Below are 19,575 nucleotides of genomic sequence, written 5' to 3'. Positions count from 1 at the left end.
GAAGGCAAGAAGGGGGCATCGCCGCGTCGCGCGGCGATGCCCCCTTTGCACTGTTACGACACCAGCGAATACCAGTTGGTCCCGTCATCACGAAGTTCGCGCCGAACTTCGCCACGCCCGATCAGGTAGTTCAGGCACGCGAGGCTTTCGCCTGTCGCGAGGCTCATTTGCGACATATCCTCTTCGCCGACCCTGCGCGCAAACAGCGCGCCGAACACGTCGACGGCGCGCCGCGGTTCGCTGAGCGCTTGCCGCAACCGATCGAGGCTGCGGTCCTGGCTGCGTCGCAGATGATCCAGCCGCGCATGCAGGCCGCGGAAACAGTCGTTATGAGCGGGTAGCACGAGCACGTCGTCCGGGACCTGCTCCTTCAGTTTTGCGATCGACGCATACCAGTCCGCCATCGGATTGGCGTCCGGTTCGAGCGGATACACCGAGACATTCGATGAGATTCGCGGCAGCACCTGATCGCCGGAAATCAACACCTTCAACTCCGGGCAATACAGACACGCGTGCTCCGGCGCATGGCCGGTGCCGACGATCACCCGCCACGTGTGCCGGCCAATCACGATTTCCTCCGCGTCATGCAGGCGCCGAAAACTGTCCGGCAGCGCATGAATATGCTGCCCGAAGCGGCCGAAGCGTGCGCGATAGAGTTCGATCGCCGCCGCGCTCCAGCCGGCGCGGCGGTAGAACGCCACGCCGTCGTCGGGCGCCTCGCGGCCGGTGTCCGACGCGGCGACGCGGCAATTGAGGTATTCGAGGCGCGTCATCCACAGACGGCAGTCGAAAGTCCGCGTGAGCCAGCCTGCCATTCCCACGTGATCGGGGTGCATGTGCGTGACGAACACGCGCGTGACAGGGCGGCTCGCGGAAGACTCGGTGAAAAGGCGACGCCATAAGGCCGTGGCGGCATCCGTGCGTGCTCCCGTGTCGACGATAGCCCAGCCGTCGCCGTCCGCGATCGTCCACACGTTGATGTGATCGAGCGAGTAGGGCAGCGGCATGCGAATCCATTGCACACCTGGCGCAACCTCCAACACGTTGCCGGACGTTGGCGGCGACTCGAAGGGATAGCTCACGGAAGGAAGCGCGCTGCCGGTCGGCGCGACGCGGGTGTCATCGGTCATGATTGGGTTGGCTCCGGAAGACGTCGGCCAATCGACAGGGCGAGTCAGCAGACGGCGCGAAGTCCGTTCACCCGGTCGTTGAAATGCAAACGCCGGCATGCGTGACGACACATGCCAGCGCAGACGAGGCCCGGTCGAATGCCGGGACCGTGTGGGATTACTGCAGATTGCCCGCGACCGCGATGGTCTGACCGGTGATGTAGTTCGACTCGGGCGAGCAGAACAGGTAGACACCGCCGGCCGCTTCTTCGGGCGTGCCGCCGCGACCGAGCGGATTGCGCTGCGCGTGCGACTTGAGCAATTCCGGATTCAGGCCGACGCGGATATCCCGGCCTTCGATCGAGACCGTCGCCCCGGCCTTCGCATCGGCCGAGGTCATGCGGGTGTGGATCAGACCGAATGCCACGCAATTCACGTTGACGTTGAAGCGCCCCCATTCGCGGCTCAGCGCGCGGGTCATGCCGATCACGCCGGCCTTGGCCGACGAGTAATTCATCTGCCCGGCATTACCGTTAAGCGCGGACGTCGACGAGATGTTGACGATCTTGCGGTACACGTCGCGGCCGGCTTCCTTGTCGGCGGCATGCAGCGCCTTGATGTGCGGGTACGCCGCACGCAGGATGCGAAAGGGTGCCGTCATGTGGCAGTCGATGATCGCGTACCACTGCTCGTCGGTCATCTTCTGGACCACGTCGTCCCACGTATAGCCCGCATTGTTGACGATGATGTCAATGCTCTTGAACGTGCTCATCGCCGTGTTGACGAAACGCTCAGCGAAATCCGGTGCGCTTACGTTGCCAGGGCACGCTACTGCTTCCGCGCCCATCTTCTTCAGCACTTCGACCGTTTCGTGCGCCGGATCGGCGTCGAGGTCGTTGATCACGAGGCGTGCGCCTTCGCTCGCCAGTTTCTCGGCGATCGCGCGGCCGATGCCGCGACCCGAACCGGTGACCAGCGCCACCTTGCCGTCAAGCTTTCCCATGTGTTGTCTCCTTGATTGATGCAGGTTACAGGGCGATCACGGCGTCGCCGAGGACGCGCGGTTCGCCATATTGATTGGCCGTCCGAATCTCTACTTTCACGCGGCGCTCGCCGTCGGCTTCGAACTTCTCGACGACCCGGCCACTGCACGTGATCCGGTGTCCGAGATGCGTGATGCCGACAAAGCGCACGCCGAATTGCCGCAGTTGCCGCTGATCGACCCAGGCGTTCAGCAAGCGCCCGAGATACGCCATCGACAGCATGCCGTGCGCGAAGACGTCGGGCATGCCGCTGCGGCGCGCGAAGTCGAGGTCGATGTGGACCGCGTTGTGATCGCCCGAAGCGCCGGCAAAGAGCGCCAGCGTGGTGCGGTCGATCGGCGCGAGCGTCAGCGGCGGCAGCGTGTCGCCCACCTTGACGTCGTCGAAGCTCAATGTGCTCATTCGTGTCTCCTCTCAGCCGTTGCGGTGGACCAGCACGCTGCGCATGTCGGCCACATGCTCGCCTTTCTGGTTGGTCACGCGCGTTTCGCGCACCACGAAATCGAGCGCGCCACCTTTCTTGTCGTAGATGTCGGCGATGTGGCATTCGAAGAGCAGCACGTCGCCGGCGTAGGCCATCCGGTGATAGGTGAACGACTGTTCGCCATGCAGGATGCGCGCAACCTGGATGCCGATCTCGTCGCGCCAGCTTTTGTCCGGCTGCTCCAGTTCGAGCGAGAACAGAAACGTGGGCGGCAAGGGCAGACCCGGGTGACCCGCGTCGCGGGCAGCGGATTCGTCGAAGTAGACCGGGTTGGTTTCGCCGGTTGCCTTGGCGAAGAACCGCAGCCGGGCCGTGTCGGTCACGGTGCGAAACGCGGGAATGACTTTGCCGATGTGTTTTTTATCGATCATGTCGGACACTCCGATAGAGGTGGCGCACTACGCGGCCTTGTACACGGTCGTGACGCACGCTCCGCCGAGCCCCAGATTGTGCGCAAGCGCGACCTTCGCGCCTTCCACCTGCCGTTGCTCGGCCGTGCCGCGCAACTGATGTGTCAGTTCGTAGCACTGCGCAAGACCGGTCGCGCCCAACGGATGCCCTTTCGACAGCAAACCGCCCGACGGGTTGACCACCCACTTGCCGCCATACGTGTTGTCGCCATCGTTGACGAGTTTTTCCGCTTCGCCTTCTCCGCACAGACCCAGACCTTCGTAGGTCAGCAGCTCGTTTTGCGCGAAGCAGTCGTGCAGTTCGATCACGTCGATATCTTCCGGGCCGACACCGGCCTGCTCATAAGCGAGCTTCGCGCCGGCGCGCGTCATGTCGAAGCCGACCACGCGGATCATGTCGCGCGAGTCGTAGGTGCTGGGCAGATCGGTGGTGAGGGACTGGCCCGCAATCAGCACGTCGGTGCGCAGGCCGCGTTTGCGGGCGAATTCCTCCGACACCACGATGGCCGCGGCCGCGCCGCAGGTCGGCGGGCAGGCCATCAGACGCGTGAGCACGCCTTCCCAGATCATCGGCGAGGCGAGCACTTCTTCCGGCGTTACGACGGTGCGGAACACGGCGAGCGGGTTGCGCGCCGCGTGCCGGCTCGCCTTCGCGCGAATCTTCGCGAACGTCTCCAGCTTCGTGCCGTACTTTTCCATGTGAGCCCGGCCCGCGCCGCTGAACTGACGGATCGCGCTCGGCAGATCGGTGCGATCCACCAGTTCGTTGACCAGATTCAGCGCACGTTCGAGCGCCGGCGCACGGTCGCTCCACTTCGACGACAGCGCGCCCGGCTGCATGAATTCGAATCCGACGGCGAGCGCGCAATCGACCACGCCGCTTTGCACCGCCTGACGCGCGAGGAACAGCGCCGACGAACCCGTCGCGCAGTTGTTGTTCACGTTGATGACGGGAATGCCGCTCATGCCGACGTGATAAAGCGCTTTCTGACCGCAGGTCGAGTCGCCGTACACATAGCCGGCGTAGGCCTGCTGCACATCCGCGTAGTCGATTCCGGCATCGGCCAGTGCTTCGCGCACGGCGCCCGCGCCCATCACGTCGTACGGGTCGCTGGTGCCGGGCTTCTTGAACGGAATCATGCCGACGCCGGCGACGAACACGTTACGAGTCATATCACTGCTCCTTGGAAATGGAATGTTCGAATTACAGCTTGCGGGAGATGAGGTCGCGCATGACCTCGCTCGTGCCGCCATAGATACGGTTGACGCGTGCGTCGGCGAACGCGCGGGCCACGGGGTACTCCAGCATGTAGCCGTAACCGCCGTGCAGTTGCACCATGTCGTCGAGTGCCTTGCCGAGCGATTCCGTGGCGAACAGCTTGGCGATCGCGGCTTCCTCCAGCGTCAGGCGCCGGCGCACGTGTTCAGCGAGGTAGTGGTCGACCAGCACGCGCACCGCGGTTGCCTGCGCCTTGATGTCGGCCAGCTTGAACTTGGTGTTCTGGAAGTCCCACACGGTCTGATTGAAGGCCCTGCGGTCCTTGACGTAATTGATCGTGTGCTCGAGACAGGCTTCGAGTTTTGCGGCGGCGCCGATCGCGATCGAAAGACGCTCCTGCGGCAGTTCGCCCATCAGATAAGCGAAGCCTTTGCCCTCTTCACCGAGACGATTGCCAACCGGCACGCGCACGTTGTCGAAGAACAGCTCAGCGGTGTCCTGCGAGTGCATGCCAACCTTGTCGAGCTTGCGGCCACGGCGGAATCCCTCACGGGTCGCCTCGACGACGATCAGGCTGACGCCCTTGGAGCCCGCGCTAGGATCGGTCTTGCACACCAGAATGATGAGGTCGGCGTTCAGGCCATTGCTGATGAAGGTCTTGCTGCCGTTGATCACATACTCGTCGCCGTCGCGCAAGGCGGTGGTGCGGATCGCCTTCAGGTCGCTGCCGGTGCCGGGCTCGGTCATGCCAATCGCGAGAATGGATTCGCCGGTACACGTTTTCGGCAGCCATTTCTGCTTCTGCTCTTCATTGCCGATGCGCGCGATATACGGGGCAATCACGTCCGAGTGCACGCCAAAGCCGAGGCCACTCAGCCCTGCGCGATTCGTTTCCTCATTGAGGATCGCCGCGTGACCGAAGTCGCCGCCGCCACCACCGTATTCGGTCGGCAGCGTCAGGCACAGCAGACCCTCGCGGCCTGCCTTCAGCCACGTCTCGCGGTCGACGCGCCCGGCTTTGTCCCACTCGGCCTGTTTGGGAGCGCACTCCCGTTCCAGGAAGCGACGCACCGTGGTGCGCAGCATTTCATGATCATCACGAAAAACAGTACGGGTAATTTGCATCACTAAATTCCTGAGGATGAGTGCGGCATGAGCGGATAGATGGCGTTATCGCGCGCAGGCGATATGTGCCGCAGGTTCGGTGTGGTAGAGCTGTTCGATCAGATGAGCGCGGCGCGCGCGGGTCACGGCCTGGTTCACGTAGCCTTTCTCGGCGATCTCATTGGCGTCGATCGACGGGGGCTCGGCCATCAGCATCAGGCGTTCGATCGTGCGGCTCGCGCCGCCGCCTTTGTGGCCGGCGAGGCGTTCGCGCAGCGCGGCGACCACGAGCGGATGCTCGACCAGCGCAGCCGCGTCGAGCTCGGCGAGTTCGGGCGCGAGGCGCCGGCAGGCGGCCACGTTAGGCCAGGCGAGCGCGGCGAGAAATTCGTGGTCATGGCCGCAGATCACGGCATCTGAAATGAGCGGGGCGCATTGATCGAGCAAACCGAGCCGCACCGCGCCGGTTCGAACCCAGGTGCCGTTCGTCAGCTTGAAGTCCTCGACCACCCGCCCGGCGAACAGTAGGCCTTGCGCCGGATCGTCCGGATTCGCAAGGCGCACGGCGTCGCCGAGCCGGAAGTAACCTTCTTCGTCGAAAGCGGCGGCGGTGAGCGCCGCATTGCCGATGTAGCCGCCGAACACGTTCGCGCCGCGCATGCGGATTTCGTAGCGGCCGTCGCCGCCTTCGAGCGGCAGCAGCTTCACTTCCGAACCCGGCACAGGGCCGCCGATGTTGCCGAGATCGGTCGCGGGCCAGCCGCAGTAGGTGCCCATTCCGCTCGTCTCGGTGCAGGCAAGGCCTGTCGAAAAGACGATGCGCTTGCCGATCGTGTCCACCGCCACGCGCTGGATGCGATGCCACACGTCCGTCGGCAAGCTTGCGCCGCCATAGCCGAAGTACTGCACATTGGCGAACAGGCTGCGGGCGAGCACGGGGTCGCGCTCGAGTTCGCCGGCCAGCACGGCCCATGCGGAGGGGACGCTGGTAAAGACCGTGGGCGACACTTCACGCAGGTTGCGCACGGTGCGCTCGATCATGCCAGGCAGCGGGCGTCCGTCGTCGATATAGTGCGTCGCGCCGAACTGGACGGAGCGGCCGATGTTCAGCACGCCGCCAAGGCCGTGGTGCCACGGCAGCCAGTCGAGGAACACCGGCTGCGATTCGCCCAGCCAGCCGAGATTGTCGGCGTAATAGGCGGCGACTGCCTTGAAGTTGCTGTAAGCGAGCGGCACGCCTTTCGGCGTTCCGGTCGAACCCGACGTGAAGAGGACGCGCACGGTATCGTCCTTGCGGATCGCCGCGTGCGCTGCGGCAACGGCGGCGGCGCGCGCCGGCGTCATGTCGACGGCAAGCAGGTCGGCCCATGCGTGTTGCGAAGGCTGGGCGTTGCGTACCGCGATAACCGACGTTGCCGCCAGTTCGGTGATCGCGAGCGCGCGTTCGAACGACGCCGCGTCCTGCACGAACACCGCCGCCGGCGGCACCAGTTCGAGCACGCCCTTCAGACGTGCGAAGTTTTTGCTGAGCGTGGAATAGGCGGGCGAAACCGGTGCAGCAGGAATGCCTACATACTCGGCTGCGAGCAGAAGCACGGCCTGCTCGATCGAATTGCCCGAGAGCAGAACCAGCGGGTGCTGCTGGCCGAGGCCCATTTCCAGCAGGCAGGCAGCGACCGTTTGCACCTGATGCCACAGGTCGCGCCAACTGATCGTGCGCCAGGCGCCGCTGCTATCGCGTTCGCAGAATGCAGGACTATCGCCGCGGCGCTCGGCCCATTCGGGGATGAAATCGGCAAAGCTGTTGTGTGCGATGTCGGGGGGCGGACTGGCGGAACTCAGCATCAACGTGCCGTCGGCGCGGCGTTCGACGAGCGGACGCCGTTCCGGAAAGCGTACGGGACGGTAAGGGGCTGCCGTGTATTCACTAGCCATGAGCGTACTCATTACGCTTGTCTCCTGAGCTTCAGCGCGCGACAGGGTGCGCACCGGCGTTTGTTGTGTGAGGCGCGCACGCCGTGAACGGCTGCGCGCGACCCCTTGACTTAGAGCATAGTGGCTCGTGGCGACGAGCGAACCACCCGAGGTGGGTGGCGAGGAGGGATGGAGCCGAACGAGGAAGGACGAGCCGGCGGGGCACGTCAGGACGCGGGTGCGTCAGTCGGTCTCTTCGCCGGCAACGGGCGTCGAGCCCAGTTCGAGGTCGCGGACGCGTGCGACCGCTTCGTCACGGCTGGTCACGCCGAGTTTGCCGTAGATGTTCTTTAGATGCCACTTGACGGTCTCAGGCGAAATGCCGAGCGTGCGAGCGATTTTCTTGTTGGGCAACGCCTGCGCAAGCAGGCCGACAACCCGGGCTTCGCGCTCGCTCAGCGTTTCGGCGGCGGTGGGCTGCGAGTTACGGTTGGCGGGTTTGACAGCCGGCTCCGCGTCGCTTGCCGAGGTGGCCTTGTGCGCGGTCTGGAGCCGGCTCACATAGAAGGACAAGACCGGATCGTGCGCTTCGCCTTGCACCACGGCGGTAATGAGGTCCAGCGCGCCGGGATCGGCGTCGAGCAGGCTGCGGACGAGACCCAGCCGGTGGCCCCGGCGCAACGCGGCGAGCACGGCTTCGCGCGCGGCTTCGGCCCGGCCTCGACGGGCGTCGACCACCGCAGCTTGCATCTGGAAGTGCGCAAGGTGCCGTTGCCAGCCGCGCGCCTCGCAGAACGGAATCAGCGCCTGAAGACGGCTCGCGGCGCCTTCGAAATCCTCGTGAGCGATACACCAGTTGATGTGCGAGCTTTCCGCCATCGCGTGGATTTCCGCAGCGGTGCCCGCCGTGCTGGCCACCGGTGTGCTCACCACGCGCGCCACGATCATGTCGAGCCGCGCGAGCCCGGCTTCCGCTGCGTCGAACTGACCGCTCAGCAGATGGCGATGAATCTGCTCGGCCACACTATGCGCGATGAGCCGCTGCAAACCGTATTGGGTCGCGTATTCTTCGAGACGTTCGAGATAGGCGAAGGCATCGAGCCGGTGTCCCGCGGCCCAATGGACCGCTGACAGCACGGTCAGGACGCGCAATACGGAGTCCGGAATGGACACGCGTTCGAGCACGTCGACGCGGTCCTCCAGAAGTTTGCGGGCCGCGTCCAGTTCGTTGAATTCGTACAGCACTTCGCCGAGCAGCGCTGCCGCGAAACATGCCGCTTCGGCGGTGGCGCTGCCGTGTTGATCCGCCTCGAACAGCACATCGCGACTGATGCGCTCGACCTGGATGAACTTGCCCTCCAATGCATAGCTGAACCCCGCAATGCAGCGGCCGTTCAGCGTGCCGGCCGAGGTGCCCATGAGCGGCGCGCCGTCCACGAGAAGTTGCGGCGCCTCGCTCTGAACACGCCGCGCTTCGTCGTACTCGCCGCGGCGCATGTGAATCCACGAGAGCAGGTTGTTGCGGCCGCCCACGGTGAGGCTGTCGGCGTGAGCGGGAATTTGCCGCATGTCCGGCAAGACAGATATCGCCTCGTCCGTGTCGTCGCGCTGGACGGCGAGCGCTGCGCGTAACAGGATGAGGCGATAGCGCGAATTCGCATCGCTTTCGGGGATATCGTTTTGCAGGCGCGCGATAGCCGCGGCGCACGCGTCGAATTCGCGTGCATACAGTTGCAGGTGCACCATCCACAGCCGCAATCCGATGCGCGCCTGGACTTCGGCGAGCGGGAGCAGGCGGATCAGCCCGACGAGCTTACGCAGGTCGCCTTCAATCTGCATGGTCCGCGCGACGCGTAGCACGAGATCGGCGGCCGCCGCCGACTCGCCCGCGAGTAAGGCGTGCCGCACGGCGTCGTCGTGCTGGCGGTGGTCGCGAAACCAGATCCATGCCGCCAGATGCACCTCGCGTTGATGCAGTTCGCTGCGCGCGCGAAAACGCTCGAGCAGTGTCTCGCGAAAAAGCGGGTTCAGCCGATACCACGTCTCGCTGCCCGAACTCTCGATCGGGGCGATGAACAGGTTGTCGTTTTCCAGTCTCGTCAGCAACGCACGCACTTCGGCAGGCGACTGCTCGTCGCCGATCAAGGCGATGCACAGCGGCGCGCAGACGCGCGTGCAGCTCGCCATGCGGACCAGCATTTCCACTTCGGAGGGCGCAAGGCGCGACAACACCTCGCGTTCGAAATACGTTGCAAAACCGCGGGCGTCCAGCGGTTGTGCGTTCGCGAGCGGGTCTGACGGCGCGAGGTCCGTTGCGCCCTGTTTTCTTCTCTTCAGACGCATGGCGAAGAGTTGCAGTCCCGCCACCCAGCCGTCGGTCAGTTCATGCATGTGCCGCGCTTCGCGCTGGCCGATCTCGCCCAACTGCGCTTTGAGAAACGCCTCGGATTCGGCGGCCGTGAAGCGCAGATCGCGCATGTCCAGTTCCAGGACGAGGCCCTGGTCGCGCGGGCGCCCCAGCGAAAGCGGCACGGTGCCACGCGAGACGAGCACGAGATGGAGATTCGCCGGCGCGTAGTCGAGCAGCCATTGCAATGCTTCGTGATTGCGCGCATTGGCAACGTGATGCAGGTCGTCCAGCACCAGCATGACGTCGTTCGAATGGGCGGCGATACCGCGCACGAGCGCGATGATCGTGCGCTCGACCGCTTCGTCGTCCATACCGCGGCCGCCTAGCAAGGCCGCTTCATGGCACATCGCCGGGTCGACCTGGGCGAGACTTGCGACGAGGTAGTCGAGAAAGTGCGCGAGTTCGTTGTCCTCAGGTGCGAGTGTCAGCCAGGCGATGTCGAACCCGAGCGAAAGCAATGCTTCGCGCCACGCGATCAGCAGGCTCGTCTTGCCGCAGCCGGCCGGCCCCTGAAGCACGACGCAACGGTTGCGCCGGGCGTCGAGTAATTGGGCCAGCAGACGTTCGCGCGCGACGACGCGGGCGGTATTACGTGGCGGAATCAATCGGGGATCAGCTCGGGAGTCCGCGGAGCCGCCTTGGGAGCGGCGTGGGTCCACGGGAGGGGAATTCTGCGACATCGTGACCTGCGCCTTGCGCGCCCTGGCTTCGCGCCGGGTCGGCGAGGGCCAAAGGACGAAATGATAATCGGCACATTGTAGCGCAGCGCTCGCAGCGTTTTCACGTTGGACAGGGGAGTGTCTTCCCGGATCAGCCTGGGTCCGGCAGGTGGGTCGCGCCGGCGGTGTGTGCTGTATCGCGCACGGATTCCTGCTTGCGCCGCGACACGAATTGCACGACGTCGCCACCCGCGCGCCACGCATAACAGGTGTCGACCATGGGATGAGGCTGAACGTTGTTTGCCCCGTCGGCGGACTCGCCGTTGGCGGGGGCGCTTTTGCGCCAACCCATCAACGTCTGGATAGCCGTCGTGGCGATGGGGCCGAGCAACTCGGTCAGATGCGTGCAGCCTTTCGGACCGGTAAGGCGGCTCTTGACCTCCTTCATGAAGCCCGCGCCGATGGTCACGCCCTGTAAGCCGGCATAAGCCTCGTTGATTTCCGTGCAATAGCGGCTCGGTGACGAGTCGGTATGCGCCTCGATGCGATGGATCAGGAGATTTGAATCGATCGTGACCACGATGCGCATGTCGTGAATCGGTGAGCCGGCCGGCACGGTCTTGAAGAGCAGATCGGCATCTTCCGCCTTCGTATCGCGGATGCGACCTTCGATATCGAACAGGCCGTCGCTTCGTTCGAAGCCCATGCACTCGACCCGGCGGGTGTGAACGAGCCGCCGCGTTGAAGGATTCAATGGGATGGCAGGCATAGGTACCTCGTTGACAGAAGCAGTCATTCGATTGATGGAAGACGAATCAGGCCGGGTGTCGATCGAAACACACGGACATCTCGTGGTTTAGCGCGAGGAGCACGTCGGCCCTTGAGCGATCGATATCACCGAGCCTATTTGAGCGCAGAACGCCAGCCGCCCCCTGCATCGGGGGGGCGGGTTCGATGCATGTCGCTACATCTTTCACCGCTCGGGGTATTCCCGTCCCCCCTCTGTTTGGGTAGGTCATCTGCCCGGACGTCCCTGCAATATGGGCTCGCGACGACCGGCCGGGCTGGTGCCGGCCGTCGTCCCGTCGGACATCTGCATGAGTTTGCTTTACCCGTGTCCGTGGGGCACGGCAAACACAAAGAGGAGACATGCATGCGTTTCATGAGTCAGAGCATTTGCGGAGCTACATTGATTCTCGCCGCCGGAGGAGCGGCGGCCCAGTCGAGCGTGACGCTATATGGGGTGGCGGACGTATTCGTCCAGTACCTGGATAACGGCGGAAAACATTCGTTTTCCGAACGAAGTGGCGGCTCCACGGGTTCCCTGTTCGGCCTGAAGGGATCCGAAGACCTCGGTAACGGTCTGAAGGCGGTGTTCGACGTCGAAACCGGCTTCAACATCAACAACGGAGGCTTCTTCGCGGACAGCACGGCAATGTTCTACCGGCAATCGTGGGTGGGAGTGAAGCACGATTCGTATGGCCAACTGAGTTTCGGGCGTCAGTATCAACCGAGCTTCTGGGCTGTCTACTTCACCGACCCGTTCCGCGGTAACGAAGTCATGTCGCCGCTGGCAGCGGCCGACCTCGCCGGCGCAACCGACCGCTCCACGCTCGCAACGCAGTACGTGTCCGGGCGAACCAGCAATTCGATCTTCTATTCGTCACCCGACATGCGAGGCGTGCACGTCTACGCCATGTACGCGATGCCAGGCACTGTCACGCAACCCGTGCCCGTGCGCTCCGGCGCGATGGTCGACGTGGCCGCGAACTATTCGGGCTACGGCTTCTATGCGGGCGTTGGCTACCAGTATCAGCATGGATCGCAGGAGAGTGCGCCGCTGGTGCCCACCGCGCCGACGCTGCTGACCACATTCGATCTGATGGGAACGGAGCACTTCACCGGCGCGCTGGCATACCGGCTGGGCATCGTGAATTTTCAGTTCAACTATTCGTATAACCGGCCGAAGGATGCACCTGCCGGCTCGCTCGTCACCATCACGCCGGCAGTCAAGTTGCCGCTCGCTTCGCTGGTTCACTCGTACAGCATTATCGAGCTGGGCGCGACGATCCAGGCCACACCCGCGGACGTGATCGAAATCGCCGGCATCGAACGGGATGTGCGTGGCGTTCACGACAATACGCCGGGTATCGAAGTCGGCGTCGACCACAGTCTGTCAAAGCGTACGAGTCTCTACATGCGCGCGGGCTACCTGAAGAACAACGGCAGTGCGAACATGAGCTGGCCTGGTGTGACGGGCGTCGCCAGCGGTTCGAAGCAGGTTCTTGCGGTGCTCGGCATGACACATCGTTTCTGACGACAGCATGCGTTCACGAAAGACGCCGCGAGGCGGCGTCGTTCGTGAGCACTGTGTCACGGTTTTAAGCGGGTCCGATATCACAACAGGAAAACATCGATGAAACAAAACAAGGTATTCACGCTGGTAGGCAGCGCGCTGCTCGTTCTGGCATCACTCGACGTGCACGCGCAGAGCAGCGCTGCGGCCCCTGCATCCGGCCGCTCATATGCGTCGGACGCGAAAGCCGTTAAGGCCGCCGACCGCGCGCTTCAGAAGAACGTGGTTCGCGCGCTGAGCAAAACGAAAGGGCTGAGGGCCACCACGATTACGGTGCGGGCGCATAACGGCGTGGTGATCCTGGAAGGAACAGTGCCGGAACAGTCGCAGGTCGGACTGGCGACTCAGGCTGCTGAAGGGGTTGAAGGCGTGGACTCAGTCACGAACGCATTGACGTTATCCACGTTGTAAAGCGTTGAATCTGGCGTTCCTGCAGCGAGGTCGGGGCCCGCTCACGGTGTGTGAGCGGGCCCTTTGTTCAGGGGTTTAGCCTGTCACCGATTTGCATTCGAGAAACTCGGCCAACCCTTCTCGACCATACTCGCGTCCGTTCCCGGATGTCTTATAGCCGCCGAAGGGAACCGTAATGTCCAGCATCGCGCCGTTGATCCGCACCGAGCCCACGCGCAGGCGCGCGGCCACACGGCGGGCGCGTTCGGGGTTGCTGGTGGCGATATAGGCGGCGAGCCCGTATTCCGTGTCGTTGGCCATCGTAATGGCGTGTTCCTCGCTGTCGTATGGAATCGTCACCAGCACCGGTCCGAAAATTTCCTCGCGCGCGATCTTCATGTCGTTGCGGACATCCGCGAAAACAGTAGGGCGCGCGTAGAAGCCCCGCGCAATTCCTTCGGGCCTGCCGGGGCCGCCGGCAATGACCCTCGCGCCTTCCTCGATGCCGGCCCGGATCATGTGCTGCACCTTCTCGTATTGCGCCCGGTTCGAGATCGGGCCCATCTTGGTGGCCGGGTCCGCGGGATCGCCGACAACGATCCCATTGGCGACCGCCGCGGCAATCGCCATGGCCTCGTCGTATCGTTCGCGTGGCACCAGCATGCGGGTCGGCGCAACACAGGTCTGTCCTGAATTGACCATGCACTGGGCCACGCCGCTCGTCACTGCGGCCTGCAGATCGGCGTCGTCGAGAATCAGCAGAGGCGACTTGCCGCCGAGTTCCTGCGCCACGCGCTTGACCGTGGGCGCGGCGCTTACCGCCACTTCCACGCCGGCACGCGTCGAGCCGGTAATCGACACCATGTCCACGTCGGGATGCGACGAGAGCCGTGCGCCGACGACGCGCCCTTCGCCAAAGATCATATTGAAGACGCCGGGCGGCGTGCCCGCTTCGTGCATGATTTCCGCGAAGATCACAGCGTCGAGCGGAGCGATTTCGGAAGGCTTCAGCACGACGGTGCAGCCCGCTGCCAAGGCCGGCGCGACTTTGGCGGCGATCTGGTTCAACGGCCAGTTCCACGGCGTGATCAGCGCCGCGACGCCGACCGCTTCGCGGCGCACGTAGCTCTTGTCGTGTTGAGTCTCGAACTCGAAATGGCGCAACGTCTCCACTGCGGCCTGAAGCTGCGAGAGGCCGATCGCGGCCTGCAGATGCTTGCATAGCGTAATGGGCGCGCCGATCTCGATGCGGACCGCCTCGGCAATGTCGTCGAGCCGCGCGCGGTAGCATTCGATGATCCGCTCGAGCAGCGCGACCCGCTCGGCGCGGCTCGATTCCGACCAGACCGGAAAGGCGGATCGCGCCGCGGCGACGGCGCGATCCGCGTCTTGCGCGGTTCCCATCGTGAGCTGGCCGGTCAGCGTCTCGGTGGCCGGATTGATGATGTCCGTCTGCGTGCTGCCGGCGGACGGTTCGACCCATTGGCCGCCGATATAGAAGATGTTCAGCGTTTTCATTTCGTTTCCTGGGATTCTGTGGGGCGCGTCGAACTCAGGCTGCCACCGGACGATCGCCGATCACCGTCGCACGCATCATGTGGCGCGGCGCCGGGAAGTAGTCCTGGACCGCATAGTGCTGGCACGAGCGGTTATCCCAGAAGGCGATCGTGTTCGGGCGCCACTTGAGGCGGACCTGATATTCCGGCGCCTGAGCCTGGCGGAACAGATACTGCAGCAGTTCCATTTCGGCGAGCTTGTAGTCGAAGCCGACGCGATACTCCTTCGCGGTCAAATGGCCGTAATTCGACAGATGCGTGGTAAATGCTTCGTTGACGTAGAGGATCTTCTCGCCAGTTTCGGGGTGGACTCGCACGACCGGGTGCTCGACGGGCGGAAACTTCGCGCGCATCGTTGCGTGCTGGTCCACGGGCACCGCAATGCCGAATAGCGGAAGGAAGTCGTGGACCGCCTTGAGGCCGGCGATTTTCGCCTTCACGTCGCCGGGCAAATTCTCGTAGGCCGCGACCATGTTGATCCACATGGTGTCGCCGCCGACCTCGGGGCATTGCACGCATCGCAACATGGAGCCCATGGAGGGAATCTCGCGCCACGATACGTCGGAGTGGTACAGGTTCTCCCGGCCGCGCTTGGTATCGTTGCGGCCGAGAATCACCAGTTCCGGATGCTCCGGGTGATGCGGAAACGCGGGATGGATCTCCAGTTCACCGAATCGCTTTGCCACGGCGACGTGCTGGGCCGGGCTGATATCCTGGTCGCGAAAGAACAGAACCTTGAACTTCAGCAGTGCGCGGCGCAATGCGGCGTAAGTGTCGTCGTCGAGCGGATCGCGCAGATCGACGCCGCGAATCTCCGCGCCGATAGTCGGTGTATAGCGTTCGACGGCGAACGGCCAGGCGTCGTTGGAATTGGCGTGCACCGCTGTCGAATCGGGCGCGATCTCTGTTGCTTGCATGTCATGTCTCCATTTGTCAGGGCCCGCATGTGCCGCGGCGCGTGGGGCTCGCGGCAGTTGGGGCGGTTTCACAGGCGCACGCGGTGCGCGTATGCCGGGTTCTGGTTTCGTGCGACGCCGTTTGCGCGCCGCTTCAGCGCGCGGGGCGGCCGTCTAGCGGTTGTCGGCGCGGATCAGATCAGCGGCTTTTTCGCCGATCATGATGGCCGGTGCATTCGTGTTGCCGCCAATCAGCGTCGGCATGATCGACGCGTCGGCCACGCGCAGCCCTTCAATGCCGCGCACGCGCAGGCTCGGGTCGACCACGGCCATTGCGTCGATTCCCATCTTGCAGGTGCCCACCGGGTGAAAGACGCTGTCGGCATGGCTGCGCACGAACGCCCGGATCGCTTCTTCGTTCGAATCGTCCGGTCCGAAATCGTCCGTCAACAGTTCCTTTCCGCCCGCTTCGGCCAGTGCCGGCTGCGCGAAAATACGGCGGACGATTCTGACACCGGCGACCAGCGCTTCCATGTCGGCTTCCGCTGACAGAAAGCGTGGATCGATCGACGGCGCGTCGCGCATGTCCGCGCTACGTAGGCGCACGTGACCGCGGCTCTGCGGGCGCAGAATATAAGCGTGGCAGGAATAGCCATGTCCGAGTTTGCGGCGTTTCGCCACGTTACGATTGCCGAGCAGGGCGAGAACGAAAGCTAACTGCACGTCCGGGATGGCGAGGTCGGGGCGGCTTTTCACAAAGGCGCCTGCCTCCGCGAAATTGGAACTGACCATGCCGCTGCGATCGCGCCGGTAACGCCACATGCCGGACGCGAGCCGCAGAAAGCCGCCTGCGGAGTAGCCATAGAGGTCGTTGGATTTGACCTGTTTGTTGACGATCACGTCGAGGTGGTCCTGCAGATTCTCGCCCACGCCGGGCAGATCCTGCACGACCTCGATACCGTGGCTGCGCAGATGCCCGGCTGGACCGATACCCGAGGCCATCAGCAACTGCGGCGAATTGAAGGCGCCGCAACTGAGCACGACTTCGCGCCGCGCCCGCAAGGTTTGCTCGACGCCTGCCCGCACCACGCTGACGCCGCGCGCACGTTTGTTCTCGATGACAAGACGCAACACCTGCGTGTCCGGGAGCACGTGCAGGTTCGGGCGGCCGCCGTTCAGGTCCGGATCTTTCGCATTGCCGTTGTGCAGGTAGGCACGCGCGGCATTCCAGCGTTCGCCATTGAACTGCGTGACCTGATAAAGGCCGGCGCCTTCCTGCTCCGCGCCGTTGAAGTCCGTGTTCAGCGGCAATCCGGCTTGCAGCGCGGCATTGACGAAACGATGCGAGAACGGGTTGGGCGTGCGCAGGTCGCTCACGTGCAGCGGACCGTCGCCACCGTGCCACGGATCGTCAGTACGTCCGGCGTGGCGCTGGTTGCATTCACTGCGGCGGAAGTAGGGCAGGACGTCGTCGTAGCCCCAACCCGTACAACCCAGAGCGGCCCATTCGTCGTAATCGTTGCGATGTCCACGAATGTAGACCATGCCGTTGATTGACGAACTGCCGCCCAGTCCGCGTCCGCGTGGCTGAAAGGACGGGCGTTCGTTAAGGCCGGGCTGACGTTCGGTGAGGTAAGCATAGTTGCGCGGACCGGCCTTTTGCACGGTCGATGCCAGACCGATCGGCACCCATACGCTCATGTGATGGTCATGCGGGCCGGCCTCGAGCAGGGCGACCGTGACCGATGTGTCCTCCGCCAGTCTGGCGGCCACCGCGCAGCCTGCGGAGCCTGCGCCGACGACGATATAGTCGTACTCGGCCGCGATCATGCTGTTGCGAGCGTTGTTACCAGTTCTGATCATGGCGCCTCTGTTCGTTGGAAGGGATGTGTGCACGCGCAGCGGCCGTTGTCTTTGTCGCCGCAGCCATAGCCAGATCAATCAAGTGGCGGCTTGCGTGGCGAAGTGATTGAGGGTTCTGTGCGAGCGATCAGGATGAAGCCAGCGCACGGCGGCGAGGGAGGCCGCGATTAGCAGGACGGCGCTGACCGTGAAGCCGAGTTCATAGGCATGGCTGTTGCCGCCGCCATAGACCTGTACGATCCGTCCCATCACGGCCGGTGCGAATGCGGCGCCAAGACTTGCGAGTGCCGTGTGGATGGCGACGAGCGCCCCGCGCTGAATGTCCGGGACCATTTCGGCGAGCAGCGCGGGAGCCAGCGTGAAGCTCAACGTCGGCAATGCGCCGGCCACCGCGAGTAGCGCCACTTTCTGCAACGGCGGCAGGTGAAGCAGCATGAGGGTGATATACAGCAGAGCCCCGGCAACCGCCGACAAACAGATCAGATGGACACGCGCCTTGCGCGTGGACACGCCGCGTCCGAGCATGCGTTGGGATAACCAGCTCAGGCCCACGTTGACCGGAGTCGCTGTCGCGACCACCACGGCGAAGCAACGACCCGCATCGACACCGCTGAATCCGAGCCCTTTTTCGAGGTAGGTGGGGATCCAGGTCAGGCTCAGGCCCAAGGTCCAGTAGGCGGTGAATCCGAGTGCGAACACCGAGAGGACCGAACGGTCCGTGAGGATTCTCCGATAAGGTAGCCGCGACGCGCGGTTTCGCGCGATCGGCGCGGCTTGCTGCTTACCGAGGCCGCCCTCGCGCCCGAAACATGCCCACAGTACGCTCCACGTCGCGCCTATCGCGCCGAGGAGCAGAAAGTTCATACGCCATCCCCACTGTCTCGTGACGAGCGGAATCAGCAGGCCGGCCAGCAGCATGCCGAAAGCCGCGCCCTGGTTGATGATGGCGACGGGCAGATTGCGTTTCCGGTCGGGGAACCACTTGTACAACGCATGCACGGAAACCGGAAACGCCGGGCCTTCGGCGGCGCCCAGGATCACGCGGCAGATGAGCAGCCCCAGCGCGCTCGTCGCCATGGCCTGCGGCAATTGAAGTACCGCCCAACTGAGACCCATTGCCAGCAATAGCCAGCGGGTCTGGACGCGGTTCGAAAGAAACCCTACCAGAACAGTCGAAATGGAAAAGAGCCAGAAGAAGCTGCCGGCGACAAGTCCGAATCTTTCCGGAGACAGGTGCAGTTCGGCCGTCAACGGCACGGCCACGAGACCGAGCACGATCTTGTCCAGGAAATTGATGAGGGCGAGCCCCGTCAGCAGGAAGGTCATCGTCCACGCGGACTTTGCCTGGAAATCAGGGGAAGCGGTCATAGGTTGTCTCCGGTAGTCCTGCTCCCGGCGGACTTCGCTGTCCCGGCCGGTAATGCGGACTTTGTAGCGCCACGGTAATGGGTGCGCGAGGGTGGGCAACCACCCGGAACAGGTAGGCTAGGGAAAACCTTGTTGCCCTGGATGGGGAAATGTCCCGTTATTCATGCGGTGTTGCCGCGGAGGAACGGCGTTCTACCCCACCGGGGTGGTGGCATGGGAAGCGCATTGCCTTACTGTGAGTCCATGAAGTATCGAGCGGGATCGCGGTTCCGATCCGTGTCAGCCTTCATGAGAGGAGAGGCAGTGAATACCCGGGAAACATCGTTGCGCGGTCTCGTGGAAAAGTGGTTTGGACCTGAATCGCAAATGCGGGCGCGGGTGACGCTTTTCAGTCACTCCCGGGCCGGCCGTTGGCGTTATGTGTGCGTGGCGTCGAGGCGGGCGACCGGTGAGCTGTCGATTTTTTTCTTCCGCCACGACGATGGTTCGTGGTCGGTATTTCCCCCGGAAACAAAGCGGCCGTCTATGAACGTGGCGCGCATGCCGGTATTGCCCGGCGCGGCAGGACCGGTTGCGTTGCCAGGTTGAGCGCCGTCCGCTTCGAGGTGGAACCCGGAGATCGACGCGTTCGAATCGTTTGCTCAGGCGCGGCATGTTGTTGTGTTATCAACTAGAAAATATTGGAGATCGGTGCTGTGTCAATCCCGACATTCCTGGGTGACGATGAGTTCGCCCGCGAAGCAATCGAATACGACGTCGTGATCGTCGGCGGCGGCCCGGCTGGGCTGTCCGCA

The 19,575-nt window shown here is 63.8% G+C and carries 15 protein-coding genes; 2 read left to right on the top strand and 13 right to left on the bottom strand.

Annotation, left to right across the window (positions count from 1 at the left end):
• Positions 1–53 precede the first annotated feature (53 nt).
• The 9 genes from P0D68_RS29035 to P0D68_RS28995 form a co-directional block, all read right to left on the bottom strand.
• Positions 54–1,130 (bottom strand): MBL fold metallo-hydrolase, encoded by a 1,077-nt coding sequence (locus P0D68_RS29035; protein WP_408301505.1) that lies wholly within the window; start codon positions 1,128–1,130, stop codon positions 54–56.
• A 157-nt stretch (positions 1,131–1,287) separates the two neighbouring features.
• Positions 1,288–2,112 carry an SDR family NAD(P)-dependent oxidoreductase gene (locus P0D68_RS29030; RefSeq protein ID WP_091804514.1) on the bottom strand — a complete coding sequence of 275 codons (825 nt, stop codon included), beginning with the start codon at positions 2,110–2,112 and terminating at the stop codon, positions 1,288–1,290.
• Between the two features lie 25 nt (positions 2,113–2,137).
• On the bottom strand, positions 2,138–2,554 hold the full coding sequence (locus tag P0D68_RS29025) for a MaoC family dehydratase (protein ID WP_408301503.1): 417 nt from the start codon (positions 2,552–2,554) through the stop codon (positions 2,138–2,140).
• Positions 2,555–2,566: 12 nt separating this feature from the next.
• On the bottom strand, positions 2,567–3,007 hold the full coding sequence (locus tag P0D68_RS29020; protein WP_408301501.1) for a MaoC family dehydratase N-terminal domain-containing protein: 441 nt from the start codon (positions 3,005–3,007) through the stop codon (positions 2,567–2,569).
• A 27-nt stretch (positions 3,008–3,034) separates the two neighbouring features.
• The gene (locus tag P0D68_RS29015; protein WP_091804505.1) at positions 3,035–4,219 is read right to left on the bottom strand and encodes a lipid-transfer protein; all 1,185 of its coding nucleotides are present in this window, start codon (positions 4,217–4,219) and stop codon (positions 3,035–3,037) included.
• A gap of 31 nt (positions 4,220–4,250) precedes the next feature.
• A complete protein-coding gene (locus P0D68_RS29010; protein ID WP_091804502.1) occupies positions 4,251–5,390 on the bottom strand; it encodes an acyl-CoA dehydrogenase family protein in 1,140 nt (379 codons plus the stop codon).
• Between the two features lie 45 nt (positions 5,391–5,435).
• Positions 5,436–7,316, bottom strand: coding sequence for a feruloyl-CoA synthase (locus tag P0D68_RS29005; RefSeq protein WP_408301499.1), 1,881 nt, complete (start codon positions 7,314–7,316; stop codon positions 5,436–5,438).
• A gap of 210 nt (positions 7,317–7,526) precedes the next feature.
• Positions 7,527–10,373, bottom strand: coding sequence for a winged helix-turn-helix domain-containing protein (locus P0D68_RS29000; RefSeq protein ID WP_408301497.1), 2,847 nt, complete (start codon positions 10,371–10,373; stop codon positions 7,527–7,529).
• Between the two features lie 130 nt (positions 10,374–10,503).
• A complete protein-coding gene (locus P0D68_RS28995) occupies positions 10,504–11,121 on the bottom strand; it encodes a DUF2889 domain-containing protein (RefSeq protein WP_091804494.1) in 618 nt (205 codons plus the stop codon).
• 384 nt (positions 11,122–11,505) lie between these two features.
• Here P0D68_RS28995 and P0D68_RS28990 point away from each other — a divergent pair, with 384 nt between their 5' ends.
• Together P0D68_RS28990 and P0D68_RS28985 are read left to right on the top strand one after the other, a co-directional pair.
• Entirely contained in the window at positions 11,506–12,669 is a 1,164-nt protein-coding gene (locus P0D68_RS28990; RefSeq protein ID WP_091804492.1) for a porin, read from the top strand.
• A 99-nt stretch (positions 12,670–12,768) separates the two neighbouring features.
• Positions 12,769–13,119: a BON domain-containing protein gene (locus P0D68_RS28985; RefSeq protein ID WP_091804489.1), complete on the top strand. Its 351-nt coding sequence runs from the start codon at positions 12,769–12,771 to the stop codon at positions 13,117–13,119.
• Between the two features lie 75 nt (positions 13,120–13,194).
• Here P0D68_RS28985 and P0D68_RS28980 read toward each other — a convergent pair whose 3' ends face one another.
• The 4 genes from P0D68_RS28980 to P0D68_RS28965 all read right to left on the bottom strand — a co-directional run bounded on the left by P0D68_RS28980 (position 13,195) and on the right by P0D68_RS28965 (position 18,781).
• Positions 13,195–14,616 (bottom strand): aldehyde dehydrogenase family protein, encoded by a 1,422-nt coding sequence (locus P0D68_RS28980; protein WP_408301494.1) that lies wholly within the window; start codon positions 14,614–14,616, stop codon positions 13,195–13,197.
• Between the two features lie 34 nt (positions 14,617–14,650).
• Entirely contained in the window at positions 14,651–15,571 is a 921-nt protein-coding gene (locus P0D68_RS28975; protein ID WP_408301492.1) for a TauD/TfdA dioxygenase family protein, read from the bottom strand.
• 153 nt (positions 15,572–15,724) lie between these two features.
• Positions 15,725–17,413, bottom strand: a complete 1,689-nt coding sequence (locus P0D68_RS28970; RefSeq protein WP_408301490.1) for a GMC family oxidoreductase — start codon at positions 17,411–17,413, stop codon at positions 15,725–15,727.
• 78 nt (positions 17,414–17,491) lie between these two features.
• Positions 17,492–18,781, bottom strand: a complete 1,290-nt coding sequence (locus tag P0D68_RS28965; RefSeq protein WP_408301488.1) for an MFS transporter — start codon at positions 18,779–18,781, stop codon at positions 17,492–17,494.
• Positions 18,782–19,575: the final 794 nt, after the last annotated feature.

The sequence above is a fragment of the Paraburkholderia sp. RL17-380-BIE-A genome (genome assembly GCF_046028085.1).
In the GTDB taxonomy this organism is placed as follows: Bacteria; Pseudomonadota; Gammaproteobacteria; order Burkholderiales; family Burkholderiaceae; genus Paraburkholderia.
Note: the sequence above shows the minus strand (reverse complement) of the source record. Positions and strands in the feature narration are given on the sequence as shown.